Origin of the sequence: Nonomuraea sp. KM88 (assembly GCF_052245635.1) — a bacterium.
Classification (GTDB): Bacteria; Actinomycetota; Actinomycetes; order Streptosporangiales; family Streptosporangiaceae; genus Nonomuraea.
Genome location: NZ_JBQQCC010000018.1, coordinates 25,038 through 51,096, shown reverse-complemented (window position 1 = coordinate 51,096; position 26,059 = coordinate 25,038). Strand labels below are relative to the sequence as shown.

Sequence of the window (26,059 nt, the reverse complement as noted above, 5' to 3'; positions counted from 1 at the left end):
TTGATGTCCGCCTCCATGGGTGGGAAGCTGCTGCGACGAAACTAGGCAACAGTTAGATGGACGGTCGTCAAGATTTAGCCGCTCATAATGTTCGACAGTAATCCTACGGTCGTCACAGAACCGTTGACAATGCTCGTGGACCTGCTTACTTTGGCCCGACCACCTGCATGTGAGGAGCCTCGATGTTCCGAAAGTCAGCTCTGGGCGTCATCGCGGCGGGTGCCGCGATCGCACTCCTGCCCGCCTGTGGTGCCGGTCCAGGAAGCACCCGCAGCGCATCCGCAGACGGTGGCCGGCCCGGCGAACTGGTCTTCGCCGCCATCCCGTCGGAGCAGAGCGACAACCTCGAAGCGTCGTTCGCCCCGATCGTCTCCGCGCTGCGGAAGGACCTCGGCGTACCGGTGCGGTTCCAGGCCGTCACCAGCAACGCCGCTGTCGTCGAGGCCCAGGTCGCCAAGCGGGTGGACGTCGCCGTCTACGGAGCCTTCAGCTACTACCTGGCCCGCAGCCGCGCCGACGTCGAGCCCGTCGCCGTCCCGCTGGCCGTCCCGGACGGCGACCCCGGCGCGCACGCCTACGGGGTGACCCGCGGTGACGACAAGAGCATCGCCTCGCTCAAGGACGTCGCCGGCAAGGACGTCTGCTTCACCGACCCGGGCTCCACGACCGGCTATCTCCAGCCCCTCGCCTCGCTGCGGGAGGCCGGCGTCGATGTGGACAACGACGTCAAGACCGTGTTCACCCACGGGCACGACACGGCGGTCGCCTCGCTGCTGGCCGGCGACTGCGACATCGCCTTCGTCGGCGACGTCTTCATCGACCAGTTGCTGCCCGCCCGCGGCCAGCTCAAGCCGGGGCAGGTCACCAAGGTGTGGACCTCGCCGCTCATCCCCGGGCCGCCGATCGTGGTCGGCACGTGGCTTCCGCAGGACGTCCGCGACAAGATCTCCAAGACGGTGACCGGCCTGACCGCCACCGGCGCGGCTTCCGCCGGGCTGTGCAAGGGCAACGAGATCAAGGGGCCGAAGAACTGGGGCCGGCACGCCGACGCCACGGCCTGCACCCTCGGCACCTCCACCGCCTGGACGTTCGTCAAGGCCACCGACGCCACCTACCAGCCGATCGCGCGCATCTGCGAGATCACCAAGGCCGAGGTCTGCACGTCCGGTGGCTGAGGAACCCGCCGCGATCGGCGACCCCGTGCTACGGCTGTCGGAGGTCGGCAAGGGCTTCCACGGCGTCACCGTGCTCGACGACGTCTCGCTGGACGTCCCGCGGAGCCAGTTCGTCGCCCTGGTCGGCCCCTCAGGAGCCGGCAAGTCCACGCTGCTGCGGCTGGTCAACGGCATGCACCTGCCGGACAGCGGCACCGTGCGCACCCTGGGCGAGGACCCGGCCGCCTGCTCCCGCAACCGGCTGCGCGCCCTGCGCGCCAGGGTCGGCTTCGTCTTCCAGCAGTTCGGCCTCGTCGGGCGGCTGTCCGCGCTGGAGAACGTGTTGATGGGCGCGCTCGCCACGCTGAAACTGCCCAGGTACGGGGTGATGAGCTACCCCCGCGCGCTGCGGGTCAGCGCCGTGGAACATCTGGACCGGGTCGGGCTGGCCGACCTGCGGTTCCAGCGCTGTGACACGCTCTCCGGCGGGCAGCAGCAGCGGGTCGCGGTGGCCCGGACCCTGCTGCAGAGCCCCGAGCTGATCCTCGCCGACGAGCCGGTCGCCTCGCTGGACCCGGCGGCGAGCGTGCTGGTGCTGGAGATCCTCAAACGGATCAGCGCCGAGGACGGCATCTCCGTCGTGTGCAGCCTGCACCAGGTCGAGTACGCGCTCTCCACCGCCGACCGGGTCGTGGCGCTGCGCGGCGGCCGGCTGGTGCTGGACGAGCCCGCCGCCGGCCTCACCGCCGAGCGGCTGCGGGAGATCTACGGCCCTGCGGCTTCCTGGGGGCCAGGCTGATGACCAGCACCACCCCCGCCACGCACGCCCCCGCCGCGCCGGACCCGGGCCCGCTGCGGCCGCCGTGGAGCGCCCGCGCCCTGGTCGCGGCAGGGCTGCTCGTCGCGGCCGTGGCCGTGACCTGGCTGACGTTCTGGTGGATCGGCCTGTCCCCGGCCACGCTGGCCGCCGGTCTCGACGACACCGCGCGGCTGCTGCGCCGGATGTGGCCGCCCGCCCTGTCCGGCGCCGGCGACGTCGCCTGGATGATCATGGAGACGCTGCTCATCGCCGTGGCGGGCACCGGCCTGGCGGTGCTGGCCTCGGTGCCGCTGGCCTTCACCGCCGCGCGCACCCACCGCGGGCCCCGCTGGCTGCGCCCGGTCGCGCGGGTGACCGTCGTGCTGACCCGGGCCGTGCCGACGCTGGCCTTCGCGATCCTGTTCGTACGGATCTTCGGCCTGGGTCCGCTGGCCGGCGCGCTCGCCGTGGCCGTGCACTCGGTGGGCATGATCGCCAAGCTGCTGGCCGACGCCGTCGAGGAGGCCGACCCCGTCCCCGCCGAGGCCGCCCGCGCGTGCGGGGCCGGCGAGGCGCAGGTGGCCGTCTCCACCGTCCTGCCCCGCGTCTTCCCCGCGCTGACCGCCATCGTGCTGTACCGCCTGGACATCAACATCCGGACGTCGGCCGTGCTCGGCGTCGTCGGGGCCGGCGGCATCGGCGTGGCGTTGCAGACCGCGCTGGGCAGCCTCAATTACCACCGGGCGGCGGGCATCATCTGCGTGATCGTCGCCCTGGTGCTGCTGCTGGAGCTGCTGTCGGTGGCGGTCCGCCGCCGCGCCAGAGTCGGCCGGTCCGCCGCGGGCTCGACGGGCCCCGCCGCGCTGCCTGCCGGGCGTGCCCCGCACGACGTCGGCTGGGTCCGAGGCCGGGTGCTGCGGGTGGCCGGCACGGTCGCCACCGGGGCGGTCTTCCTCGTGTCACTGTGGTCCCTGCAACCCGACCTGGGCCGGCTGTCCGGCGCCTGGACGAACCTGCGCGGCGTCCTCACCGGCATGTGGCCGCCCGCGTTCTCCGGCGACCTGGTCATGGCGGTGCTGGAAAGCCTGCTCATGGCACTGGGCGCCGCCGCGGTGGGCGCCGCGTGCGGGCTGGTGCTGGCCCTGCTCACCGCCGTCAACACCACCCCTTGGCGGCCGCTGTCCGTGGTGGTCCGGGTGCTGCTGGTGGTGGTCCGGGGCATCCCCGACCTGGTGTACGCGCTGCTGTTCGTGGCCGCGCTGGGGCTCGGCCCGTTCGCCGGCTTCCTGGCCCTGTGGATCTCCTGCACCGCGTTGGCGGCCAAGTTCTTCGCCGACTCGCTGGAACAGCTCGACCCGCTGCCGCACGAGGCGCTGACCTCGGTCGGCGCCCGCCGGTGGCAGGCCTTCGCCGCCGGGACCTGGCCACAGTTCGTGCCGTCCTTCACCGGCAACGGCCTGTTCGTGGCCGACCTGGCGCTGCGCGAGTCGATCGTGCTCGGCATCGCCGGCGCGGGCGGCGTCGGCTACCTCATGCAGGAGTCGATCGCCACGCTGAGGTACGACACCACCGCCGCGATCGTCATCGCGATCGCCGTCGTCGTGTACGCCATCGAGACGCTCGCCCGGATCGCGCGCAGGCACCTGCTGTGAACGAAGGGAATTCACCATGACGACCACCGGCGACGGCCTCGGACGCGCCTCCGACTGGGACCCCACCGCACCGGAGACCTTCGACAGCTCCCACGAGACCTACGCCGAGCTGCGGCGGCGCTGCCCGGTGCCGTGGAGCGACGCCTTCGGCGGCTTCTGGGCCGCCACCCGCTACGCGGAGGTGGTGCGGGTGGCCAGGGACAGCCAGACGTTCAGCACCGCGGTGCAGAACGTCGTCCCGCACGTGCCGCGCGCCCAGCGCCGGCCGCCGCTGCACTTCGATCCGCCCGAGCACGAGATCTACCGCGCCCCCATGGACCGGGTGCTGCGCCGCAGCGTGGTACGGCGTCTCGAACCGGCCTTCGCGCAGGCGGCACGCGAACTGCTGGAGCCGCTGCTGGCCCGCGGCGGCGGCGACTACTCCCAGGAGTTCGCGCTGCCGTATGCGGCGCAGTGCTTCGCGATCTTCCTCGGCCTGCCGGTCGACCAGGTGCTGGAGATCCGCCGGATCGGCGTCGAGTACAGCTTCGCCATCCAGGAGATGGACCGGGCCCGAGTCATGGCGGCCAGTGACGAGTTGTACGCCATCGCCCGGGCCATCGTCGACAACCGCCGGGCCGACCCCCGCGCCCCGGACGAGGACCTGGTGAGCAGCCTGCTGCGGGCGTCCGGCGACCCGGAGCGGCCGATCCCGGACGACCTGGTGGTGGCCACCGTACGGCAGACCGTCGTGGCCGGCATCGGGGCGCCGCACGCCGTGCTGGGCAGCGCGGCCGTCCACCTGTCCCGCGACCCTGACCTCCAGGACCGGCTGCGCGCCGACCCCGGGCTGCTGCCGGCGACGATCGAGGAACTCCTGAGGCTGTACGCCCCCTACCGGGTCTTCGCCCGCACCGCCACACGGGACGTCGAACTCGGCGGCCGCACGGTGCGCGCCGGCGAGGCCATCGCGATGATCTTTCCCTCGGCGAACCGGGACGAGGCGGTGTTCGACGACGCCGACCGGCTCGACCTCGAGCGGCGGCGCAACCGGCACCTCGCGTTCGGCCGGGGCGCGCACCGCTGCCCCGGCGCGGCGATGGCCCGGCTGGAGATGACGGCCGCGCTGGGCGAGCTGCTCGCCGGCACCACCCGCGTCGAACCGGACGGCGAGGTGGAGATGTTCAACTGGCTGGAGTTCGGGCCGAGATCGGCGCCGCTCCGCCTGGTCCCCCGCGGCTGAGCCCGTCTCCCGGGCCGCCGTCCGGCCGGCCATCCACACCCCTGCTCCCGTCCATCAACCGTGGAGGAAACGCGTCATGTCAGCCCGCTTCATCACCGCGCGGACCTTGCTGGCGGTGACCGTGGGGGCAGCCGTCCTCACCGTCCCCGGCTCCGCCGCAGCATCGTCCGCAGTGGAGTCGTTCGCAGTGGCGTCGTCCGCCGCAGCGTCGTTCGCTCAGAATCCGCCACCGCAGGAGCCCTCCGCGGCCGGCGGCCCGACGCCGGCCGTGCTGCCCACGGTCCGGGAGGCCGCCGACGGGTTGCCCGGGCACACCGTCTACCGCCCGGCCGAGCTCAAGGCGCTGCGGAAGGGCAGCCTGCCCGTGATCGTGCACGGCAACGGCGCCTGCGCGACGAGCAACCTCGAAGGGATCACGTTCCTCACCGGCCTGGCCTCCCAGGGATACATCGTCGTGGCCAACGGCGGGGTGGACGAGTTCCCCGTCCCCAGCACCCCGGACAGGACGACGGCGCACCCTGAGGCGCTCCTCGCGGCCGCCCGTTGGGCCACCGAGTCGAAGCGGGCCCGCAAGCAGTTCGACGGACGGGTGGACACGACGCGGGTCGGCGTGCTCGGCCACAGCTGCGGCGGCATCGAAGCTCTCGCCGCAGGGACCGACCCCGTGATCGACGCGGTCGCCGGATTCAACACCGGATACCTCGCGGAGCCGAGCTTCGGCGGCTACGGGCGCGACCGGCTCGCCGACCTGCACACCCCCACGCTCCTGGTCAACGGCGGTCCGGACGACGTCGCCCAGCAGAACAGCGTCGAGAACTACGCCCTGCTCGACGTCCCCGCCGTCCTGGCCAGTGACGCGGCGGCCGGCCACGTCGGCCTGATCGCGGGGCTCCAGGCGACCATGGGCTGGCAGGTGGCCGCGGACTGGTTCGACTACGTCCTACGCGGGGATCGGGCCGCCGGGGCGCGCTTCGCCGGCCCCGGCTGCGGGCTCTGCACCGAGGACGGCTGGACGATCGAGTCGAAGGGACTGCCGCTGTGATCAGCCGAACGATCGTGTGCCTGGCCGCCGCCGCGGTGACGGCCGCCGGCTGGAGCGGAACCGCCGGCGCAGCCCTCGCCAGGCCCTCCGGTGGCACACCGTGCCTGCCGGACTCTCCCGCCCGCCCCAGCTGCGTCAGCGGCACCCTCGATGACGGCACGCCCTACGAGTTCGTCGTTCCGGCCCGCTGGAACGGCACCGTGGTGGTCGCCCTCGACTTCGCCGGTTCGGGCCCGAACGAGCCCCTGACCGCGCGGTTGCTGGCCGACGGCGTGGCCCGCGGCGGGACGAGCCGGGCGATCACCGGCTGGGACATCCGGTCCGCCATCGACAACCAGGCCGAAGCGCTGGCCCGCTTCGAGCAGGCCTACGGCCGGGCCCGCAAGGCGATCGCCTCCGGGACCTCGATGGGAGGTTTCGTCGCCGCAGGCGTCGCGCAGGTCCACGCCCACGCCTTCGACGCGGCCGTCCCGATGTGCGGCGGACTGGGCGGGTCCGTCGCCCAGTGGAACCAGAAGCTCGACACGCTCTTCGTGCTGGAGCGCCTGATCGCGCCGGGGTTGCCGGTCATCGACATCCCGGAGGACGTCGAGTCGGCCAGGAAGGCGTGGATCGACGCCCTCGCCGCGGCGCAGCAGACTCCCGAGGGCCGGGCCAGGATCGCACTCGCCGCCGCGATCGGCCAGCTGCCCGCCTGGGGCCGCAACCCCGACGGGTCCGCGCCGCCGCCTCCGGACGGCAGGGACGCCGGCGCGCTGGAGGAGGGCGCCTACCTGGCGCTCGCCGGTGGCCCTCTGCCCTACGTCGGGCAGGCCATGAGCAGCCGGCGCCAGATCATGGCGGTGGTCGGCGGAAACCCGTCCTGGAACACCGGCGTGGACTACGCGAGGCAGCTGCGCTTGGCCGATCCGGCACTCCGGCGTGCCGTCGGGGAACTGTACGAGGCGGCAGGCCTGGAACTCGCGGCCGACTTGAAGGACCTGGCCGCCGCGCCTCGCGTCGCGGCGGACCCGGACGCCGTCGAGCGGTTCTCCCGCGGCATCGTCCTGGACGGCGAGCTGCGGATTCCCGTGCTGACCCTGTCGGGCACCGGTGACCAGATCTCCACCGTCGCCCAGCAGCAGTCGTACGGGGAGAAGGTGCGCCGGGCCGGCGCGAGCTCCCTGCTGCGCCAGACGTACACGCAGACCGTCGGCCACTGCGACTTCTCGCCGGCGGAGCAGCAGGCAGCGCTGGCGACGGTACTCGACCGGCTGCGGAGCGGTCACTGGCCCGCGACGTCGGCCCGGGCGATGAATGCCCGCGCGGCGGCGCTGAGGGCCGACCCCGCCCCTCGGTACGCCTCGTTCAGCCCACCCCGGTTCAACCGGCCCTACCCGCGCTGAGCCGCACGGCCCGCCTGGGTGGATCGGGCGTCAGTGAACGATGGCGAGCATCACGTCGGAGGCCGAGGGGCGTTCGTCCGGGCGCTTGTTGAGGCAGGCGCCCACGATGCCTCGTAAAGCGGGCGGCAGCGGCGACAGATCAGGGTGGATCGTAAGCACCCGGTTGAACACGGCAGGCACCGTGTCCTCCCCGAACGCGGGCCGGCCCGTGGCCGCGAAGATGATCGTCGATGCCCAGCTGAACACGTCGGAGGGCGGGCCCACGGTCTCTCCTGAGAGCTGCTCGGGAGACATGTAAGGGGGAGTGCCGACCATCTTCCCCGTCGTCATGGTCACCTGGTCGAGCGCCTTGGCGATGCCGAAGTCGATCACCCGGGGGCCGTCGTGCCCGATCAGCACGTTGCTCGGCTTGAAGTCGCGATGGACGATGCCCGCCTTGTGGATGGCCGCCAGCGCCCCGGCCGTGGCCAGCGCCAGCCGGGTCAGCCCGTCCTCGTCGCGCGGGCCATGCTTCTTGACCAGCTGCTCGAGCGACGGGCCCTCGACGTATTCGCTGACGATGTAGGGGTGCTGGCCGGAGATGTTCACATCGAGCAGGCGGGCTGTGGAGAACGTCGCCACCCGCCGGGCCGCGTCCACCTCTCGCGCGAACCTCTTCCGCGCCATCTCGTCGACCAGGTCATGCAGCACCTTCACCGCCACCCGCGCCCCGTTGGGCGCGGTCGCCAGGTAGACCGCGCCCTGCCCGCCCCGCCCGAGCTCCCGGAGCACCTGGTAGTGGCCGACCCACTCCGGTTGCCCGGGACGCCGCCGATGCGGCGGGCTGGGGGAGGTGGTGCGCTTGTGCACGTCCATCGGCCGGTGCGGAGGAAGGGGCGTCGCTCTGAGGCGGGCGCGCACCATCTGGGGCACGAGGATGCCCGCATGGATGGCCCCTCCGCCCCAGCTGAGCAGCAGCCCCAGCGTGACCAGAACGGCCAGGAACTCCGGGACGTCCTCGAAGCTGGCGTAGGCGAGGGCCGAGATCGTGAACGAGCCGATGCCGACGAGGTAGACGCACGCGGCGACGAAGTGCCAGACGTTCCGCAACCAGTAAGCCGCGAACCCGATGCTGAACGGGGTCGCCAGGCCGCAGGTGAACAGGGGCAGGCAGGCCCACAAGACGGCGGCCGCCCACCTCCCGCCACTGGGACGGACTGTATGGCTGTGGTGCATGGCGGAGAGACTATCGTTCAAGTACCGGTTCATATCGGGCGAGTGCACAGGTTGTGGATAACCGCCTCTCAGCCTGTGGATAGCTGTGGAAAAACTGGGGACAATGCTCTGGCTCATTCACCTGCGAGGCCAAGTGCGTCATGATGTTGAACATGGGGCGGATACCGGGAGTCGGACTGGCAAAAGGGCTGTCCATCACCCTTCGCCACATGCTGCGTAAATCGGTCACGCAGCAGTATCCCGAGGTCAAGCCTGCTCTACCGCCGCGGAGCCGGGGCGTTATCGCCCTGGTTGAGGAAAACTGCACCTCTTGCATGCTCTGTGCCCGGGAATGCCCAGACTGGTGCATCTACATCGACTCGCACAAGGAGACCATCCCGGCCCCCGAGGGCGGCCGCGCCCGCCAGCGCAACGTCCTCGACCGCTTCGCCATCGACTTCTCCCTGTGCATGTACTGCGGCATCTGCATCGAGGTGTGCCCGTTCGACGCCCTCTTCTGGTCGCCGGAGTTCGAGTACGCCGAGGGCGACATCCGCAACCTCCTCCACGAGAAGGACAAGCTGGCCGCCTGGACCCAGACCGTACCGCCGCCGCCTGCTCACGACCCCGGCGCCGAGCCGCCGAAGGAACTCACGGCCGCCCCGCGCCGCCCGGCCGCCTCCCGCGCCACGCCGTCCGCCAGGCAGCCCACCGCGCCGAAGCCCGCGACCGCACCGGATCCCGACGGCGCGGCGGACCCCGCGCGCGGCACGTCCGAGCCCGCCGGGGAGAGGTCCACGTCCGGCACGCCGGAGCCGACCGCGGACGCGCCTACGACAGGCCCCGCGGCGCCATCACGGCCGCCCGCAGGCGGTCGGGAGCGTCCCCGCCGATCCATGGCCGACGTACGGGCCATCCGCCCCCCTGGCGCCCTTCCGCCCGGAGCTCAGGGCGACGCTCCAGCCGAAGGCCCTGACCCGGCGGACACCGGCGGACCGGCGGCTCCCCCGACCGGCCCCGAGAGCTCCGAGCCCGAATCTGCGGAGGACACCGGACGCTCCGAGGGGCAGGAAGCCCGCCCTCAGGGACCGGCTTCGTCCACAGACCGGCCGTCCCTGGACACGTTGTCCACAGCTTCGAGCCACCCGCAACCCGAGCCCGGCCCGCCGGAGCAGACTTCACCCGCGAGCCCCCGCAAGCGGAGGATGGCCGATCCACGGTCCATCCGTCCGCCAGGGCGGCTCGGTCCTGACGACACAAGGGAGTCCGAGGAGGAGTCGTGACCGAGGCGGTGCCCTCCTACCTGTCACCCACCGGGCAAGAGATCGTCTTCTTGCTGCTGGGCGCGGTAGCGGTCGGATCGGCGCTGCTCGTCGTCACGACGAGGCAACTCGTTCACGCCGCCCTCTGGCTGGTGGTCTGCTTCGGCGCGCTGGCCGGCGGCTATCTCGTCCTGACGGCGGAGTTCGTGGCATGGGTCCAGGTCCTCATCTATGTCGGCGCGGTGGTCGTGCTGATGTTGTTCGGCATCATGCTCACCCGCGCGCCCATCGGCCCCTCCGCGGATCTCGACAGCGGCAACCGGGTGGTCGCCGCCGTGGTGGCGGTGGCGACGGCGGCGGTCCTGGTCACCGTGGTGATCGACGGCTTCCGCACCGCCTACGCTCCGCTGCGCCCGGGCAAGGGTGCCGCCAAAGAGCTGGGCGCCAGCGTGTTCGCCACCTGGGTGCTGCCTTTCGAGGCGCTGTCCGTGCTGCTGCTCGCCGCGTTGATCGGCGCGATCGTGCTGTCACGCACCGACATCCCCGGCGGCTCACCCGCCGAGCCCGCGAGCGCTCCGCCCTCCGCCCGGCCGGGAAACTCCCGCTCCCCGAGCAGCCCCGAGACCGCCCAGCCGCCGGCCCGGTCCGGGAACACTTCGCCGTCCGACCAGACCATGGGCAGCACACCACCCGAGCAGACCGGGGGTCACTAGTGCACATCGTCTACCCGGCGGTCGTCTCCGCGCTCCTGTTCTCCGTGGGCGTCTACGGCGTGCTCGCCCGGCGCAACACGATCCTGGTGCTGATGTCGGTCGAGCTGATGCTCAACGCCGTCAACCTCAACCTGGTCGCGTTCGACGTGTGGCTGGGTGACCGCCTGCACAGCGGTCAGGTGCTCACCCTCTTCGTCATCGTCATCGCCGCCGCGGAGGTGGGCCTGGGCCTGGCCATCATCCTGGCGCTCTACCGCAACCGCCGCACCGTCGACATCGACCATCTGCGCGACCTCGCCGAGCCCGCCGACGACCCCGGGCGCCCGCAGACCGTGCCGAGCATGCCCGCCGGCGACGGGCTGCGGACAGCCCCGCGCACACTCACCGACCCGCCCGGCCCGCCGGCGCCTTCGGAACCACGCGCCGACGACCCCGGCCAGGAGCAGCCGGCCGCCGGTCGCGGGGGCGACAGGCCTGTCAGGCGAGGGGGCCCGCGATGACGACTTTTCCCCTGCTGGCGGTCCTGCTGCCGTTCCTCGCCGCCTTCGCGGGCCTGCTGCTCTCCCGCCTGCCCCACAGCGAAGACCCCGGGGCAGGAGCGGCGGGCGCGCGGGCGAACACCAGGGCGACCTGGATCGCCGTCCTGCCCACGGCCGCCTCCGCCGTCCTGGCCATCGGGCTGGCCTGGGGCCCCGGGTTCGCCTTCCTCAACGGGGAAGGCGCCACCACCTCGCCGCCCACCGGCCAGACCTACGGCACGATCGTCACCGGCGGCGTGCCGATCTCGCTCACCCTGCAGGCCGACAACCTGTCGGGCATCCTCGGCGTCCTGGTGACCCTCGTCGCCCTGGCCGTACAGATCTACTCGGTCGGCTACCTCAAAGACGACCCGCGCTACCCCTCCTACAGCGCGTTCATCAGCCTGTTCACCAGCGCGATGTTGCTGGTCGTCTACGCGGGCGACCTCCTGGTCCTCTACGTGGGCTGGGAGATCATGGGCCTCTGCTCCTACCTGCTCATCGGCCACTGGTGGGAAGACCGCGGCAACTCGCGCGCGGCGGTCAAGGCGTTCCTCGTCACCCGCCTGGGCGACGTCGGCTTCCTCTTCGGCATCTTCGTTCTGGGCCTGGCCGCGGGCAGCTTCCGCGTCGCCGACGTGCTGGCGAAGGTGCCGGAGATGTCGCCGGCCACCCTGGTGACGGCCACGATGTTGCTGCTGGCCGGGGTGGCGGGCAAGAGCGCCCAGGTGCCTTTGCACACCTGGCTGCCCGACGCGATGGCCGGTCCGACGCCGATCAGCGCCCTCATCCACGCCGCGACCATGGTCGCCGCCGGGATCTTCATCGTGGCCCGGCTCTTCCCCGCGTTCCTGGCCGCCCGGCCCACGCTCGACGTGCTGGCCGTCATCGCCGCGCTGGGCATGCTGGGCGCCGCGCTGGCCGCGCTGGCGCAGGACGACCTGAAACGCGTGCTCGCCTACTCCACGGTCAGCCAGCTCGCCTACATGGCCGGCGGGCTCGCCGCGGGCTCCGACACGTCGGCCGTCTTCCACCTCGTGACGCACGGGGCGTTCAAGGCGCTGCTGTTCCTCTGCGCGGGCGTGGTCATCCACCACGTCGGCTCCAACCTGATGGCGCGGATGGGCGGCCTGCGCCGGGAGATGCCGGTCACGTTCGTGGCGACCACGATCGGGTTCGCCGCGCTGATGGGCCTCCCGCCGGCCAGCGGCTTCTTCAGCAAGGACAGCCTCCTCGTGGCGATGGACGGCGCGCTCGCGACCGGGGTGCTCACCGACGCGGCCGCCCTGCTCCTGTACGCCTGCGCGCTCGCGACCGTGGCCGTCACCGGCGCGTACGCCACCAGGGCCTGGCTCCGCACGTTCTTCGGCGAGGCGACACCCGCGGCGCTTCCCGAGCCCGAGCCGGGCACCGCCCACGTCGTCGACGGCCGTGAGGCCCCGCGCTCGATGCTCGTGCCCGTCGCCCTGCTCGCCGTTCCCGCCCTGCTGCTGGGCTTCGCCGTCGAGCCGCACCTCGCGCTCGGCGTGGCGGCGACCAGCGTCGTGCTCGCCCTGCTCGGGGCGGGGGTGGTCTACGCTTTCTGGCGCATCGACCCCGCCGCCGACCCGGCCCGCCTGCTGGGGCCGTTCCGGGTGCCGTGCGAGCGGGCGTTCCACGTCGACGGCCTCTACGCCGCGCTCTTCGTACGCCCGGTCATGGTGCTGGCCAGGCTCGTGGTCAGCACCGACGACCGGGTCGTTGACGGCGCGGTGCGCGGGTCGGGCAGGTCGGCGCGTGGCCTGTCAGGAGTGCTGAGGTTCGCCCAGAACGGCAACGTGCAGCTCTACGTGAGCGGGCTGCTGGCCGGTGTCCTGCTGATCGTGGTCGGGGCGGTGGTGTTCACATGATGGGCTGGCTTCCCGTCGCGCTGCTGGCCGTGCCGCTGCTCGGCGCGCTCCTGCTGCTCCTCGCGCCGCGGGCGCTCCGTCCCCATCTGCGCGCGTACGGGCTGGTCCTGTCCGGCGTCACGCTGGCGCTGGCCGTGCTGCTGGTGGCGGCGTTCGACTACGGTCAGGCGGCGCGCCCGCAGTTCGAGATCGACCAGCCGTGGGTCCCCGGGCTGGGGCTCCGCTTCCACCTCGGCGTCGACGGGATCTCGCTGCCGCTGGTCGCGCTGACGGCCCTGCTGACGTTCCTGTGCTTCGTCTACCTCTGCTGGGGCCGCGCGCGGGCCGGCGAGCAGCTCATGACGGCGCGGCCGAGAGCGCTCCTGTTCACGCTGCTCGTGCTCGAGATCGGCATGATCGGCACGTTCCTCGCCCTCGACCTGCTGCTCTTCTTCGTGTTCTTCGAAGTCGTGCTCATCCCGATGTACTTCCTGATCGGCATCTGGGGCGGCGAGGGGCGCAGGGCGGCGTCGGTCAAGTTCATCCTGTACACCCTGCTCGGCTCGGTCGTGATGCTGCTCGGCCTGCTGCTCGTGTGGGCGCAGACCGGCACGCTCGACATCGAGGCGCTGGCCGCGGCCCACGGCGCCGGCATGGCGAGGTCCGTACAGATCCTGGCGTTCGTGGCGATCGCGGTGGGCCTGGCGGTCAAGACGCCCATGTGGCCGCTGCACACCTGGCTGCCCGACGCCCACACCGAGGCTCCCACCGTGGGCTCCGTGCTGCTCGCCGGGGTGCTGCTCAAGATGGGCACGTACGGCTTCGCCAGGATCGCCATCCCCGTCCTTCCCGAGGGGGCCGCGGCCGTGGCGCCGTGGCTCGGAGCGCTCGCCGTCGTCGGCATCGTCTACGGCGCCCTCGCCTGCCTGGCGCAGCGCGACCTCAAACGCATGATCGCCTACTCCTCGGTCGGCCACATGGGCTTCGTCCTGCTGGGCTTCGCCACGCTGACCCCCGTGGGCATCAACGGCGCCCTCTTCGCCAACGTCGCCCACGGCCTGATCACCGGCCTGCTGTTCTTCCTGGCCGGGGCGGTCAAGGACCGCTACCACACCGCCGACATGCCGTCGCTGGGCGGCGGCCTGCTGGCCACGGTGCCCCGGCTGGGTGCGGTGCTCACGTTCGCGTCGATCGCCTCGCTCGGGCTGCCGGGCCTGGCCGGGTTCTGGGGGGAGATGCTGGCGCTGTTCGGCGCCTTCCAGCCGGCGAACGCCCTGCCGCGCCCGCTGTTCCTCACCTACATGGTGATCGGCGGCCTGGGAGCGGTGCTGACGGCGGCGTACTTCCTGGTCATGCTGTCCCGCGTCACCCACGGCCGTCCCGCCCGTCCGGCGGAGCGGGTCCTCCAGGGCGCGGGCGGTCCGTCAGTGGGTGCGGGCCATCCGGACGCACCGGATGGCGACGCCCATGACGCCCCCGACGAGCGCCCGGTGGCGCCGCTCGACGCCGGCGGCGGGCCGGCCGAGATCGGGGACCGACTGGACGACGTCCGCACCCACGAGCTGCTGGCCTGGACGCCGCTCGTGGTGCTGATCCTGCTCTTCGGGCTCTGGCCGGGCCTGCTGCTGTCGCTCACCACCCCGGCCGTGCAGCTCCTGCTGGGAGGCGCCTCGTGATCCAGCAGATCGACTATCTCGTCATCGCACCCCCGCTGGTGCTCGCGCTGGCGGCCGGACTGGTGCTGCTGCTCGACGCGTTCCTCCCGGCCCGCCCGCGCACGAGGGGCGTGCTGGGGCTCGTCACGCTGGCGGGCGTGCTGGTCTCCCTGGCTTTCGTGCTCGTCCAGGCGGCCGGGGGCGGCACGCCGCGGTCGACGTTCTGCGTCCCGCCGAGCCTCGCGGACCCGGCGACGGCGCAGTGTTCGTTCGTGGCCGACCGGTTCACGCTGGTGTTCGCGGGCATGGTGCTGGTCGCGGCCGTGGTGGTCGTGCTGCTGTCGATGAGCGAGCTGGCCGGCGGCGGCATCCCGGTGGGCGAGTGGTATTTCCTGCTCCTGTGCACGTTCGTCGGCGCGGTCACCCTGCCGGCCTCCCGCGACCTGATCATGCTCGTGGTGGCGCTCGAGCTGGTGTCGCTCCCCGTCTTCGCCCTCACCGCGCTCAAACGCTACGACGGCCGCTCCTCCGAGGCCGCGGTGAAGTTGTTCGTCGTGTCGGTGGTGTCGACCGCCGTCATGCTGTTCGGGGTCTCCCTGCTGTACGGCATCGCGGGCACGGTCTTCCTGTCCCGCCTGGGGGCCGTCTTCAGCGGCCAGGCCCAGGCCCCCGGCGTGGCGCTCGTTCAGGGCGACCTGCCCGCGGTCGGCACGGTCGGCGTCGTCCTCGTCGTGGCGGGATTCGCGTTCAAGATCGCCGCAGTGCCGTTCCACTCCTGGGCGGCGGACGTCTACCAGGGCGCGCCCGTGCCCGTGGCCGCGCTGCTCTCGGTCATCTCCAAGGCGGCCGGGTTCGCGGGCCTGATCCTCGTACTGGCGGCCGCGCTGGCCGGGCAGGCCGCCACGTGGGTCCCGATCATCGCGGTTCTCGCCGCGCTGACCATGACCGCGGGCAACCTGCTGGCCCTGCGCCAGCGCTCGGCCGTACGCCTGCTGGCCTGGTCGTCGGTGGCGCAGTCCGGCTACATCCTGGCCCCGCTCGCCGTGACGGTCACCGCCGACGGCGGCACCGCGATCGGCGCGTCCATGGCCTACCTCGTGATCTACGCCGCGATGAATCTGGGCGCGTTCGCGGTCGTCATGCTCGTCTCGAAGACCACGACCCGCAACGAGCTCGACGACTACCGCGGGCTGGTGTTCCGCCGTCCCGCCGCCGGGCTGGCGCTGGCGTTCTGCCTGATCTGCCTGGCGGGGCTGCCTCCGGGGCTGGCCGGGCTCTTCGCGAAGGTGTTCGTCTTCCGCGAGCTCGTCGAGGGCGGCTCCGGCTGGCTGGCGCTGGTCATGGCGGTCAACACCGTGATCGGCCTCTACTACTACGCCGTCTGGACGGCGCGCCTGTTCGCCTCGGCCCCCCAGCCGGAGCCCACGCCGGAGCCCGCGTCGCGGCGCACGTTCCCGGCGACCCTGCCGGCCATCGGGATCGCCGTGGCGGTCGCCGTGTTGTTCTCGGTCGCGCCGCAGCTGGTTCTCGACGTGACAGCTCTGTCCGCGTTCGGTTGACGCGCGATGACATGCGGGTGAAAGGTCGCGCTCTGCCTTCAGCTGAGCACGCCGGGGAACGAAGAACCGGGTCATCATCGTTGGACTGAGGTGAACCCAGGCACGAAAGGGGGAGCCTTGCACCACAACGGTCTGCGCACCGCCGTTCTGCTCGGCGGATTGTCGGCGTTCATTGTGGCGGTGGGCGCGTGGTTGGGCGGCGGCACCGGTGTGCAGATGGCGCTGGTGCTCGCCCTGGCGACCAACGGCGTCGCCTACTTCTTCTCCGACCGCATCGCCCTGTCGGCCATGCGTGCCCGGCCCGTCGGCGAGGTCGAGCACCCCACCCTTTACCGGATCGTGCGCGAGCTGTCGACGCAGGCCAGGCAGCCGATGCCGCGCCTGTACATCTCGCCGACCGTGCAGCCCAACGCGTTCGCGACGGGACGCAGCCCGCGCAAGGCCGCGGTGTGCGTGACGTACGGGCTGACCCAGCTGCTCGACGAGGCGGAGCTGCGCGGTGTGATCGGGCACGAGCTGTCACACGTGTACAACCGCGACATCCTCGTCTCCTCGGTGGCCGGTGCGCTGGCCACGATGATCACCTGGCTCAGCTATGTGGCCGTGTTCTTCGGCGGGTCGGATGACGACGAGGGGCCGGGTTTCCTCGGCGCGCTGCTGATGATGGTGCTCGGGCCGGTCGCGGCCGGAATGGTGCAGATGGCGATCTCGCGCGCGAGGGAGTTCCAGGCCGACGAGTCGGGCGCCCGGCTCACGGGCGACCCGCTCGCGCTGGCCTCGGCGCTCCGCAAGATCGAGCTGGGCGCCCGCCGCCTCCCGCTTCCGGAGAACAGCCGCCTCACCTCTGCCTCCCACATGATGATCGCCAACCCGTTCAGCGGCTCCGGCTTCGGCCGCCTGTTCTCCACCCACCCGCCCACCTCCGAGCGAGTTGCCCGACTTGAGCGCATGGCCGGATATCGTCGTTGACGATGGGCCGATTTCCACGATTAACCAAAGCGGAGCGCAAGCTCTGGGACGCCTTCCCCACGGGCCGGCTCGTCGAGCTGAGCCCCTTGGAGATCAGCGCCGGCCGCCCGGCTGGGTCGAACGCACCCACCGACGGCCACACCTGGGGCCCCGACCGTACGATCAGGGCCGAGGTGATCACCCGGCTGCTGCTCGGCGCCCGTGACGACGGCGGGGGCGCCGCGCCGGCCCTGCGCCTGCGCGGCGCCAGGATCACCGGCCGGCTGTCGATCGTCGGCGGCACGATCCCGTACGAACTCGTCCTGAGCGGCTGCCACCTGGACGAACCCATCCAGCTCACCGGCTCCGCCACCCGCACCATCCGCCTGACCGACTGCCACTTCCCGGGCCTCAGCGGCGGCGGCATGCGGGTCGCAGGCCACCTCAGCCTCTCGGGCTCCCACAGCACCGGCACCGTCCGCGTGAGCCGGGCCCAGTTCGAGAGCGGCCTGTGGCTGGGCGGCACCAAGGTGGTGTCCGACGACGGGAAGTGGGCGCTCTACGCGAACTCCATCGTCGTCGACTCCGGCATGTACATGCGCAACGCCGACCTCACCGGAGGCGTCAGCCTGGTCGGTTCCCGCCTGAACGGGGGGTTCTTCCTCGACGGCGCCACTCTCCGTAATCCCGGCAAGGACGCCCTGACCGCCGACAACATGGTCGTCGAAGACAGCATGCGCTGCACCGGTGGATTCCAGGCATCCGGCTGCGTACGGTTGCGCGGCGCCCGCGTCAACGGCACGCTCGCGTTCGCCGGCGTCCTCAGCAGCCCCGACACCCGCTACGCACTCCACGCGAGCCACATGGAGGTTCGCGAGCTGTCACTCACGCCGTCGGAGCCCATCGACGGCGTTGTCACCCTCGCCCACACCACGGTCGGCACCCTGCACGACAGCCCCGACACCTGGCCGGACAAGCTCCGCCTCAACGGCCTCACGTACGACCGTCTGCGCGGTTCCGGCGTGGCCCGGCGCATCGAGTGGGTGACGCGCGACCCGGAGGGGTTCCGGCCGCAGCCGTACGAGCAACTGGCCGCCTGGTACCTCAGCGACGGCAACGACGCGCTCGCCCGCCGCGCCCAGCTCGCCAAGCTGCGCGCCAGGCGGCAGACACAGGGGCTGGGCGGCCGGATGTGGGGGCGGCTGCTCGACGCCGCCGTCGGGTACGGCTACCGGCCATGGCTGGCCGGCATGTGGTTCACGCTCCTGCTGGCCGTCGGAACGGTCGTCTTCGCACTCAACCCACCCAGGGCCCTCAAACCCGATGAGAGCCCCGATTTCAACTCGTTCGCCTACAGCTTCGACCTCTTGCTCCCGATCCCGGCGTTCGGGCAACGGGAGATGTTCGACCCGGCGGGCTGGACGCAGTGGCTCGCGTACGGGCTGATCGTCTGCGGGTGGATCCTGGCGACGGCGCTGATCGCGGGCGCTACGCGAGTCCTCCGCCCGCAGTGATCTTCCGCAGGATCTCCGCGAGATTCACGGGGAAGAAGACCTCGCGCGTGCTCTCGAGCTCCGCCACGCTCCACCACCGGTAGGCGGTCGTCGTGTCCTTCTCGATCTGCTCCATGTGCTCGAACGACACCGCCGCTTCGGATCCGACCCTGACCGCGAAGAACGTCTGATCCTGCGTGATGGCGTAGTCGGACCACTCGAACTCGATCACGCTGGATCCGTACGGACCGGTGAACTGGCTCACATCCGCCCGGATCCCGACCTCCTCGAACAACTCCCGCGCCGCCGCCTCCTGCAACGTCTCGCCGCCCTCGGCGGCCCCGCCGATCGTGAACCAGAACGGCTGATCAGGGCGAGCAGGATCAAAACCGTGAAGCAGCAGAACGCGATCCTGATCATCAAGGGGCAGGGCACGTGCCGTGAAGCGGCGCAGGGGGATCTTCGTCACGACAACTGAGCATAGGCGGGCCGGACCCGAGGCACAGGCGGGGTCACGCCGCCCTCGTACGAGAACGCCGCGCCCGGCCATGTGCCCCGTATGCCCCTCAGCCACCTCCGGAGCCGTCGCGGTTCCACGCCCGCGAACTAGCGGTAGTTCACGAACTGCAGGGCGATGTCGAGGTCCTTGCCCTTGAGCAGCGCGATGACGTCCTGGAGGTCATCCTTCTTCTTCGAACTGACCCGAAGCTCCTCGCCCTGAATCTGCGCCTTGACCCCCTTCGGCCCTTCATCGCGGATCATCTTGGAAATCTTCTTGGCGTTCTCCTGGTCGATGCCCTCCTTCAGGCTGACCAGCAGGCGGTATTCCTTGCCCGACAGCTTGGGCTCGCCCGCATCGAGAATCTTCAGCGACAGGCCCCGCTTGACCACCTTGTCCTTGAACACGTCGAGTGCGGCGTTGGCCCGCTCCTCGCTGTTCGCCTTGACCTCGATGTTCTCCTGCCCGGACCAGCTGATGGCCGCCCCGGTGCCCTTGAAGTCGAAACGGTGCCCGAGCTCCTTGACCGTCTGGTTCAGAGCGTTGTCGACCTCCTGTCGGTCGATCTTGCTGACGATGTCGAACGACGAATCAGCCAAAACACCCATCCTCTCAGCTGCGAAAGCACTCTCCGGATCCCGCCGGCACGGCGTACGCGGCGCGGACCCAGCGCACGAGCCTAGCCAGCATCGGCCCACCATGCAGGCCCCCAACCCGTCGCGCCCCCCACCACACCGTTCACCCGCTCCCACCGACGCCCCATCCGGCCCGTTTCCGCGGAGATCCACGCGCCGCCACCCCTGGAACTCGTCACCCATAGAGGTCCGTACGGCGTTCCCACCGCGTCGCGTCACCGATGGAGGTCTGAACGGCGCTCCACGTCGTGTCACGCGCCCTCACGCCCGTGACACCTTCCCGGCCCTCCCGGGGCGTTCCACACGACACGGCCGCGCACGGAGGATGTTGCGTGCGCCGAAGGACCGGCCAGCGCCGGTGTGGCACGCGACCGCGATCCGGCCCGGGACAAACCGGTGTCACGTACACCTCGGAAGTCCGCTATCCTTCTGTCTGTCGCCGCGAGAGCGGAAGACACGGCAGGTTGCCCGAGTGGCCAAAGGGAGCGGTCTGTAAAACCGTCGGCTCAGCCTACGCAAGTTCGAACCTTGCACCTGCCACACCAGCGGGAAGAGGCCCGTCACCAGCGAAAACGCGGTGACGGGCCTCTTTCGTTGTGTCCGGCTGTCCACGGCCGACACCGGCCGACTACGGCTGATCGTTCCCAATGCGTTCCCAAACGATCAACGTCTCGCTGGCTGGATTCGGTCCTCAGCGGCAAGCGTCGAGCGAACTTCCCCATCGGATCACCCCCACGGGCGTGGGGAGGAGGCCTGGCGGTGCCGCGCCCGGTGCCACATGCCCGGGTCACCCCCACCGGCGTGGGGAGGAGTCGTGGGGCAAGGGGCTCGGGCAGAGCTCTGGCGGGTCACCCCCACGGCGTGGGGAGGAGGGCTCGGCGGCGGCCCGCTGCCGCAGATGCGACGGGTCACCCCCACGGGCGTGGGGAGGAGGTGGTTCGGAGCTGCCCCGTGAAGGGGTGCGGCGGGTCACCCCCACGGGCGTGGGGAGGAGCAGCTCCGCACTCTCACGGTCCAGGGCCGTGTTTCGTCACCCCCACGGGCGTGGGGAGGAGCAGCAGGACCGTGCGCCGCCGGGTTGCCCAGCCGGGTCACCCCCACGGGCGTGGGGAGGAGGTGCAGCGCGCCCAACCGGAGCGGCTGGCGCGCGGGTCACCCCCACGGGCGTGGGGAGGAGCGCGACAGCGGGAAGAGGCAGACGTTCAGCGACGGGTCACCCTCACGGGCGTGGGGAGGAGGCGGCCTTGGTCTGGAGGGCGGTGTTCAGCTCCGGATCACCCCCACGGGCGTGGGGAGGAGCTGTTCAGCGTGGGGTCCATCGACGTGCCCGGCGGGTCACCCCCACGGGCGTGGGGAGGAGGCGTCACGCTGCGCGATCAGCACCGCTCCGACCGGGTCACCCCCACGGGCGTGGGGAGGAGCTGCCTGGCACCACCGAGGGCATCCACCCGATCGGGTCACCCCCACGGGCGTGGGGAGGAGGCAACTCCGCGTCCGCTCAGGCCTCCGCGACGGGTCACCCCCACGGGTGTGGGGAGGAGCTACGGTCGAAGCCTGTGCGGATCACGGTGGACGGGTCACCCCCACGGGCGTGGGGAGGAGATGTAGTTGGGCCGGCCGACGAGCCCGAGCGACGGGTCACCCCCACGGGCGTGGGGAGGAGGAACACGTTCTCTCGCAGGTAGGCGCCGAAAGCGGGTCACCCCCACGGGCGTGGGGAGGAGGATCGTGAGGGCCGCGGGAGTCCAGACGAGATCGGGTCACCCCCACGGGCGTGGGGAGGAGGATCGTGAGGGCCGCGGGAGTCCAGACGAGATCGGGTCACCCCCACGGGCGTGGGGAGGAGGCCAACCGGCTGGCGGAACTCGTCGAGGAGGGCGGGTCACCCCCACGGGCGTGGGGAGGAGCACCGCTCGCGCCGGCGTTCTGGGTCATATCGCGGGTCACCCCCACGGGCGTGGGGAGGAGACACTCAGCCACGCGATCAGCCGCACGAGCTGCGGGTCACCCCCACGGGCGTGGGGAGGAGTACTTCCGGATCGGGCCACTCTCTCGGACCGCCGGGTCACCCCCACGGGCGTGGGGAGGAGGGCCGGCGCGAACTGGGCGTATTCCGCTTGTAGGGGTCACCCCCACGGGCGTGGGGAGGAGACTTACTGAGCTGGGAAACTGCCAGCGACCTGCCTGTGCGGATGTCGGTGTTTGTCGTTGTTCGGTGAGGAGCTTGAAGCGAAGGTGCTGGCGTCATCGCGTCGCTTCCCAGATCCGGTCCATGGCGTCCCTTTGCTGACCGTAGATGCACTTGGCATAGACCCGCAACAGGACGTCAACGCTGTGTCCCGCCCACTCGGCCACCTGGGGAGCGGGGACTCCGGCGTTAAGCCATGTGGAGACGCATGCGTGCCGGAGAGAGTAGGGGACGTCCATGAGCGGGGACTTGGCCTCTACGGGCGTGAATGCCTCTGCTCTGGATTCGTGGAAGACCTTGAGGTAGGCGCGGTCGGTCATCTGGCCGCCGCGCGGGCCGACAAAGATGCGTCCATCGGGGCCGGTGCCGAACTGCTTGAAGTGTTCCCGGAGCATCGCGCCAAGTTCCGGATGTATGGGAACGGGCCTGACTTCGCCTTTCGCTCGGTGCTTGAGTTCGCGGCGCTCGCGGACCTTGCCACTGTTGGTCCAGCGGCTGCCGGCGCGCGGTTCGGCGTTGGTGAGCCGCATTTCTCCCCAGTCGCTTTCGGGGAGGCTGACCAGGTGCTCCTCGCGTAGGTCCACGACTTCTTCCGGGCGCAGGGCGGCGAAGTACATGCAGCCGAAGAAAGCCTTCATCCGTCTGCCTCGTTCGCTGTGCGTCTCGACGGCGTTGAGGAAGCGGCGTGCCTGGTGGATGTTGATGACCACCCGCGGGTCGACGGTGGTTAGGGTTCGAGGCTTGGGCCATTTCACCGCCTTGAGCGGGTTGGCGGGAAGGGCCCCGATCTCGACGGCGTACTCCATGGCGTTGTTGAGGACCATGCGCTTCCGGTTCGTGGTGTTGGCGGCGGCTGCCTTGCCGTCCTTGGTCTGGCTGATGCGCGCCAGGAGCCCCCGTGTGAGCACGGCCCCGGAGCCTGGCTCGGTGAGGGCGGTAATTGGCGTGGTGTGCGTATGCAGCCAGCGGACGGCATCAGCCAAGCCGGGAGGAGGCTGCTCAGCGTCTCGGATCCTGCCGCTGTAGGACCAGCGCAGGGCCGCGCGAAGGCTCTCGCGCGGATGTTCGTCGTTGGTCAGTAGTGCTTCGGTCGCGTCGGTGAGTGCCTCAGCAATTCCGCGCCGGTGATTCGGAGCTGCGTAAGGCCACTTCGCATCCACGTACGCCAGGGTGAAGGCGTACCAGGTCATCACCGGCAGGTCCCGTTTCCAGGAGATCGGTTGGCCCGTCCGACACGAGAAGGGCTCGCCGCGCCGGGCGGCTGTCATGAGTTCGGACCGGAAAGCGTCGGCCTGGGCTGCGGTGGAGAACCGTTCCTTCCACGTCTCGCGGCTGACCTTCCATGAGACGCGGTACGAGGTGACGACGCCATCGGCGTTCTTGCGCTTCTCAATGCCGTGGATGCGCACGTCGTAGGTGGTGTCCTGCATCAGGCAGCGTCCTCTCGTGCGGTGAGCCAGCGGTCGAGTTCGGAGCGGCGGATGCGGAGTTCGCGGTTCGCGAGGGTGATGCAGCGTGGGCCCTGCTTCTTGGCGCGCCAGTCGTAGAAGGTGGAACGGGCGATCTTTAGTTCGGCGCAGACCTCGGCGACGGTGAGCTTCTCGTCGGTACGGGTGTTCGTCTTCAAGGGCGGTTCCTCGGTCAGGCGGAGTGCTGGTGCAGGGTCGGGTGGACGGCGTAAGCCGGGGACGGGCGGCGGCCGGGGCCGGTGCGGGGTGGTTCGGGTTCGCGGCGGATCCAGCCGAGTTGTTCGAGCAGGTCGAGGGCGGGTTCCAGCTCGGTGACCTTGCGAAAGCGGTTGCGGGGTAGAGCGGTGAAGGCTTCGCGGACGGTGAAGCGAGCCGTGGCCGTGCGGTGCAGCCAGGCGTGTACGACGCGGGCGGCTTCGAGGTCGGGGTCGGCGCCCATGGCGTCGAAGGTGGCTAGGGCGTGGGCGACGAAGTACTGGCCGATGGTGATGGCGGCGGTGACCGTCTCGGCGATGATCGGGTGGCGCCAGCCGTCTTCGACGCGGCCGGCCAGGTGGATGAGGCCGGCGATGCGCATGACCGCGCCGTCGAACTTGCCGGCCCAGTCGGTGATGTGGCCGAGGTCGCCGGAGTCCTGGCGCAGGCGGCGTTCGGTCGTGCGGCGGTGTTCGGTGAAGAGGCCGGCGGCGTCGGGCGCGAGGACGAGGCGGGCGGGGTCGTGCCAGTCGTGCATGTCGATGGTGAGGCGTTGCAGGTTGGCGTCGTAGCGGCTCGCGATGTGGTCCGGGACGGTGGGTGCGTCGACGTTGCGGTAGCCGACGTTGGATTGCGGCAGGCTGTAGAGGATGCGGCCGAGCAGGCCCTTGCCGCGGAAGCCGGGCATGGTGGCGATGTCGGAGACGATTTCGGGCTGGACCGCGAGGCCCATGGTCAGGACGGCTTGGTCGACGCGTTCGCTGCGGCCTCGGCGGTCGATGATGAGCGGGTCTCCGGCGTGGCCCTTGAGGAACAGGTCCAGGTTGGGCGTGCCGGAGTAGCGGCCGGCGAGGGTGGCGAAGATGCCGCCCTCGGCCGACAGGACGGCCAGGCGTCCGCCCTGTTCCACGAGGATGGTTGAGGCGGTTTCCGGTGTGACGTCGTCGGCCAGGAGCCGGGGCTTGACCGGGATCTTGATGTCCTCGACGGCCAGGGCCGCGCTCTGGGCCTCGGCGATGGCTTCGGCGGCGGCTTCGCCGTGTGCCGAACTGGCGGTACGGGCGGCCTTCTCGGCGAGATCCTCGGCCAGGCGGCGGGCCACTTCGGCTTCCGTGATCTGCGGGCCTATGCGGTTGAGCAGGACGCTCTCGGCGTGCAGGAGCGGTGTGGTCATGGCGCGGAAGACGGCGGACTTGCGGGAGCCGGGTGGCATGGCGACCAAGACGAACAGGTTGACCGGTTCGATCCAGGAGCCGCGCACGTTGACGACGGCGCGTCCGCCGGCGGCGGTGGACAGGGCGGCCAGGGCGACGCAGCCGGCCAGATCGGTCGGGGTCTGCGTCTCCTCGGCGACGGCGCTGATGTGGTCGGCGACCCAGGACGGGAGTGCGTGCACCGGGAAGGGCGGCAGGTCGCCGCGCTGTCCGAGCGGGGCCGGTGTCTCCCAGGGCGTGGGTGGGTGGTGCAGGTCGGTGAGCTGTTGGGTGGCGTTGCAGGTGTTCAGGATGGCCTCTGCGGTGGTGGTCAAGCGGCTGTCCTCCGGGGTCGGCGTAGTCCGCTGTCGAGTCCGGAGCGGATGGTGGTGAAGGCTTCGCGGAAGTCGAGGCCGGTGGCCTCGGCGGCGTTCAGCAGGCACGCCTCGGCGAGGGCGCGCGGGAGCAGGCCTGGCGCGATGAGCTGGCCTAGAGCGAAGGCGGCCAGGTTCAACGTGTCGTTGCGGGTGCCGGGGACGGCGTCCAGGACGCGTTGGATCTCGCCGCGCAGCGCGGCCAAGGCGTAGCCGGCGGCTCGGTCTCCGCCGCAGGCGTTCAGCACCGCGCCCGCCGAACTCACCGACGGCTGGGTGGTGAGGTGGTCGGCCAGCCAGGGCGGAAGCGGGGCCGGCGGCGGTTCGTACAGGACGTCGTACGTGCCGGTGCCGTCCGGCAGCGTGACGGTGCTGCCGGGGGCGACGACGTAGCCGCCGCGGGCTCGGGTGTCGATCTTCCATCCGAGCTTGCCGGCGGTGTTGCGCAGGTCGAGCCCGGCGGGTGCGGTGAAGTACAGGTGGGTGCCGCCGCGCCGGGTGCGGACCATGAACGTCTCCAGCGGCAGCGGCTGCCCGGCCTGCTCGCAGAGCGCGGCCAGGACATCGGAGCCGTCGTTCACGCCGGGCCGGGCCCAGGCGGCGGGCGGGTGCTCGCCGGGCTTGGGCACGTCCAGGTCGAGGACGACCAGGCTGGACGGGCCGCAGGCGATGCCGATGTTGAACGGGCCCCGCGCCCACATGTGGCGGATGAGCGCGGTGTCGGTGGTGGCGTGGGTCTCCCAGGCGGTGAAGCCAGGCAGCGGGCGCTTGTCGTGCGGGGCGAGCGGGAAGACGTGCCAGCCGCGGGCTGCGGCGGCCAGGGCGTAGCGGGTGAGGTCGCGCATGCGGGTCTCCTGAGCGGTCATCAGCGGTCGCGGTACAGGCGGCGGGCGTGGACGTAGAGCTGCCAGCCGAGACGTGGCCGTTTGCCGGTGCCGTCGCAGGCGCGGCAGGTGCGGCTCCTACGGCCGTCGCGGCAGCGGGTGCAGCGGCCCCAGGGCGACGCGAGACACACGACGATGTAACTGAAAGTGACGAACGG

20 protein-coding genes, 1 tRNA gene, 1 pseudogene and 1 CRISPR repeat array are annotated in these 26,059 nt (G+C 71.2%); of the genes and pseudogenes, 15 read left to right on the top strand and 7 right to left on the bottom strand.

Features of this window, described 5'->3' with window-relative positions:
* The first annotated feature begins 182 nt into the window (after positions 1 to 182).
* The 6 genes from ACTWPV_RS39005 (at position 183) to ACTWPV_RS38980 (ending at position 7,254) form a co-directional block, all read left to right on the top strand.
* Positions 183 to 1,175, top strand: a complete 993-nt coding sequence (locus ACTWPV_RS39005) for a phosphate/phosphite/phosphonate ABC transporter substrate-binding protein (RefSeq protein ID WP_443155629.1) — start codon at positions 183 to 185, stop codon at positions 1,173 to 1,175.
* Positions 1,168 to 1,953, top strand: a complete 786-nt coding sequence (locus ACTWPV_RS39000; RefSeq protein ID WP_443155628.1) for a phosphonate ABC transporter ATP-binding protein — start codon at positions 1,168 to 1,170, stop codon at positions 1,951 to 1,953. The genes ACTWPV_RS39005 and ACTWPV_RS39000 overlap by 8 nt, the downstream gene beginning before the upstream one ends.
* Positions 1,953 to 3,605 carry a phosphonate ABC transporter, permease protein PhnE gene (gene phnE, locus ACTWPV_RS38995; RefSeq protein WP_443155627.1) on the top strand — a complete coding sequence of 551 codons (1,653 nt, stop codon included), beginning with the start codon at positions 1,953 to 1,955 and terminating at the stop codon, positions 3,603 to 3,605. The genes ACTWPV_RS39000 and phnE overlap by 1 nt, the downstream gene beginning before the upstream one ends.
* Positions 3,606 to 3,621: 16 nt before the next feature.
* Positions 3,622 to 4,827 (top strand): cytochrome P450, encoded by a 1,206-nt coding sequence (locus tag ACTWPV_RS38990; RefSeq protein WP_443155626.1) that lies wholly within the window; start codon positions 3,622 to 3,624, stop codon positions 4,825 to 4,827.
* A 76-nt stretch (positions 4,828 to 4,903) separates the two neighbouring features.
* Entirely contained in the window at positions 4,904 to 5,869 is a 966-nt protein-coding gene (locus ACTWPV_RS38985; protein WP_443155625.1) for an alpha/beta hydrolase family protein, read from the top strand.
* Positions 5,866 to 7,254, top strand: a complete 1,389-nt coding sequence (locus ACTWPV_RS38980; RefSeq protein WP_443155624.1) for a hypothetical protein — start codon at positions 5,866 to 5,868, stop codon at positions 7,252 to 7,254. The genes ACTWPV_RS38985 and ACTWPV_RS38980 overlap by 4 nt, the downstream gene beginning before the upstream one ends.
* Before the next feature lie 30 nt (positions 7,255 to 7,284).
* Here ACTWPV_RS38980 and ACTWPV_RS38975 read toward each other — a convergent pair whose 3' ends face one another.
* On the bottom strand, positions 7,285 to 8,469 hold the full coding sequence (locus ACTWPV_RS38975) for a serine/threonine-protein kinase (protein WP_443155623.1): 1,185 nt from the start codon (positions 8,467 to 8,469) through the stop codon (positions 7,285 to 7,287).
* A 314-nt stretch (positions 8,470 to 8,783) separates the two neighbouring features.
* On the opposite strand from ACTWPV_RS38975, the gene ACTWPV_RS38970 reads away from it, so the two are divergent.
* The 8 genes and pseudogenes from ACTWPV_RS38970 to ACTWPV_RS38935 all read left to right on the top strand — a co-directional run bounded on the left by ACTWPV_RS38970 (position 8,784) and on the right by ACTWPV_RS38935 (position 18,485).
* On the top strand, positions 8,784 to 9,731 hold the full coding sequence (locus ACTWPV_RS38970) for a 4Fe-4S binding protein (RefSeq protein ID WP_443155622.1): 948 nt from the start codon (positions 8,784 to 8,786) through the stop codon (positions 9,729 to 9,731).
* Positions 9,728 to 10,423: an NADH-quinone oxidoreductase subunit J family protein gene (locus tag ACTWPV_RS38965; protein ID WP_443155621.1), complete on the top strand. Its 696-nt coding sequence runs from the start codon at positions 9,728 to 9,730 to the stop codon at positions 10,421 to 10,423. Before ACTWPV_RS38970 ends, ACTWPV_RS38965 begins: the two co-directional genes overlap by 4 nt.
* A pseudogene (gene nuoK / locus ACTWPV_RS38960) lies at positions 10,423 to 10,731 on the top strand (NADH-quinone oxidoreductase subunit NuoK); the annotation flags it as partial. The gene ACTWPV_RS38965 and the pseudogene nuoK, both read left to right, overlap by 1 nt.
* Positions 10,732 to 10,919: 188 nt before the next feature.
* The gene (locus ACTWPV_RS38955) at positions 10,920 to 12,830 is read left to right on the top strand and encodes an NADH-quinone oxidoreductase subunit 5 family protein (RefSeq protein ID WP_443155620.1); all 1,911 of its coding nucleotides are present in this window, start codon (positions 10,920 to 10,922) and stop codon (positions 12,828 to 12,830) included.
* Positions 12,830 to 14,485 carry a complex I subunit 4 family protein gene (locus ACTWPV_RS38950; protein WP_443155738.1) on the top strand — a complete coding sequence of 552 codons (1,656 nt, stop codon included), beginning with the start codon at positions 12,830 to 12,832 and terminating at the stop codon, positions 14,483 to 14,485. The genes ACTWPV_RS38955 and ACTWPV_RS38950 overlap by 1 nt, the downstream gene beginning before the upstream one ends.
* Positions 14,482 to 16,023: an NADH-quinone oxidoreductase subunit N gene (locus ACTWPV_RS38945; protein WP_443155619.1), complete on the top strand. Its 1,542-nt coding sequence runs from the start codon at positions 14,482 to 14,484 to the stop codon at positions 16,021 to 16,023. The genes ACTWPV_RS38950 and ACTWPV_RS38945 overlap by 4 nt, the downstream gene beginning before the upstream one ends.
* A gap of 117 nt (positions 16,024 to 16,140) precedes the next feature.
* Complete coding sequence (gene htpX / locus ACTWPV_RS38940) at positions 16,141 to 16,992, top strand: zinc metalloprotease HtpX (RefSeq protein WP_443155618.1); 852 nt, start codon at positions 16,141 to 16,143, stop codon at positions 16,990 to 16,992.
* 2 nt (positions 16,993 to 16,994) lie between these two features.
* A complete protein-coding gene (locus ACTWPV_RS38935) occupies positions 16,995 to 18,485 on the top strand; it encodes a hypothetical protein (RefSeq protein WP_347648452.1) in 1,491 nt (496 codons plus the stop codon).
* On the opposite strand, the gene ACTWPV_RS38930 is transcribed toward ACTWPV_RS38935, so the two are convergent.
* Positions 18,460 to 18,933 carry an NUDIX hydrolase gene (locus tag ACTWPV_RS38930; RefSeq protein ID WP_347648453.1) on the bottom strand — a complete coding sequence of 158 codons (474 nt, stop codon included), beginning with the start codon at positions 18,931 to 18,933 and terminating at the stop codon, positions 18,460 to 18,462. The genes ACTWPV_RS38935 and ACTWPV_RS38930 overlap by 26 nt on opposite strands.
* 137 nt (positions 18,934 to 19,070) lie before the next feature.
* Complete coding sequence (locus ACTWPV_RS38925) at positions 19,071 to 19,571, bottom strand: YajQ family cyclic di-GMP-binding protein (protein WP_347648454.1); 501 nt, start codon at positions 19,569 to 19,571, stop codon at positions 19,071 to 19,073.
* Between the two features lie 485 nt (positions 19,572 to 20,056).
* Here ACTWPV_RS38925 and ACTWPV_RS38920 point away from each other — a divergent pair.
* Positions 20,057 to 20,138 (top strand) — tRNA-Tyr (locus tag ACTWPV_RS38920).
* 363 nt (positions 20,139 to 20,501) lie between these two features.
* Positions 20,502 to 21,749: direct repeats of the CRISPR family, unit length 29 nt; unit sequence CGGGTCACCCCCACGGGCGTGGGGAGGAG.
* A 93-nt stretch (positions 21,750 to 21,842) separates the two neighbouring features.
* Here the strand turns inward: ACTWPV_RS38920 and ACTWPV_RS38915 are convergent.
* Genes ACTWPV_RS38915 through ACTWPV_RS38900 form a run of 4 tightly spaced genes read right to left on the bottom strand, consistent with a single transcriptional unit; the run spans position 21,843 to position 25,862 of the window.
* Positions 21,843 to 23,216 (bottom strand): tyrosine-type recombinase/integrase, encoded by a 1,374-nt coding sequence (locus ACTWPV_RS38915; RefSeq protein ID WP_443155617.1) that lies wholly within the window; start codon positions 23,214 to 23,216, stop codon positions 21,843 to 21,845.
* Positions 23,216 to 23,413, bottom strand: coding sequence for a helix-turn-helix transcriptional regulator (locus ACTWPV_RS38910; protein ID WP_443155616.1), 198 nt, complete (start codon positions 23,411 to 23,413; stop codon positions 23,216 to 23,218). Before ACTWPV_RS38910 ends, ACTWPV_RS38915 begins: the two co-directional genes overlap by 1 nt.
* A gap of 14 nt (positions 23,414 to 23,427) precedes the next feature.
* Positions 23,428 to 24,978: a YfjI family protein gene (locus ACTWPV_RS38905; RefSeq protein WP_443155615.1), complete on the bottom strand. Its 1,551-nt coding sequence runs from the start codon at positions 24,976 to 24,978 to the stop codon at positions 23,428 to 23,430.
* Positions 24,975 to 25,862 carry a bifunctional DNA primase/polymerase gene (locus tag ACTWPV_RS38900; protein ID WP_443155614.1) on the bottom strand — a complete coding sequence of 296 codons (888 nt, stop codon included), beginning with the start codon at positions 25,860 to 25,862 and terminating at the stop codon, positions 24,975 to 24,977. The genes ACTWPV_RS38905 and ACTWPV_RS38900 overlap by 4 nt, the downstream gene beginning before the upstream one ends.
* Positions 25,863 to 26,059: the final 197 nt, after the last annotated feature.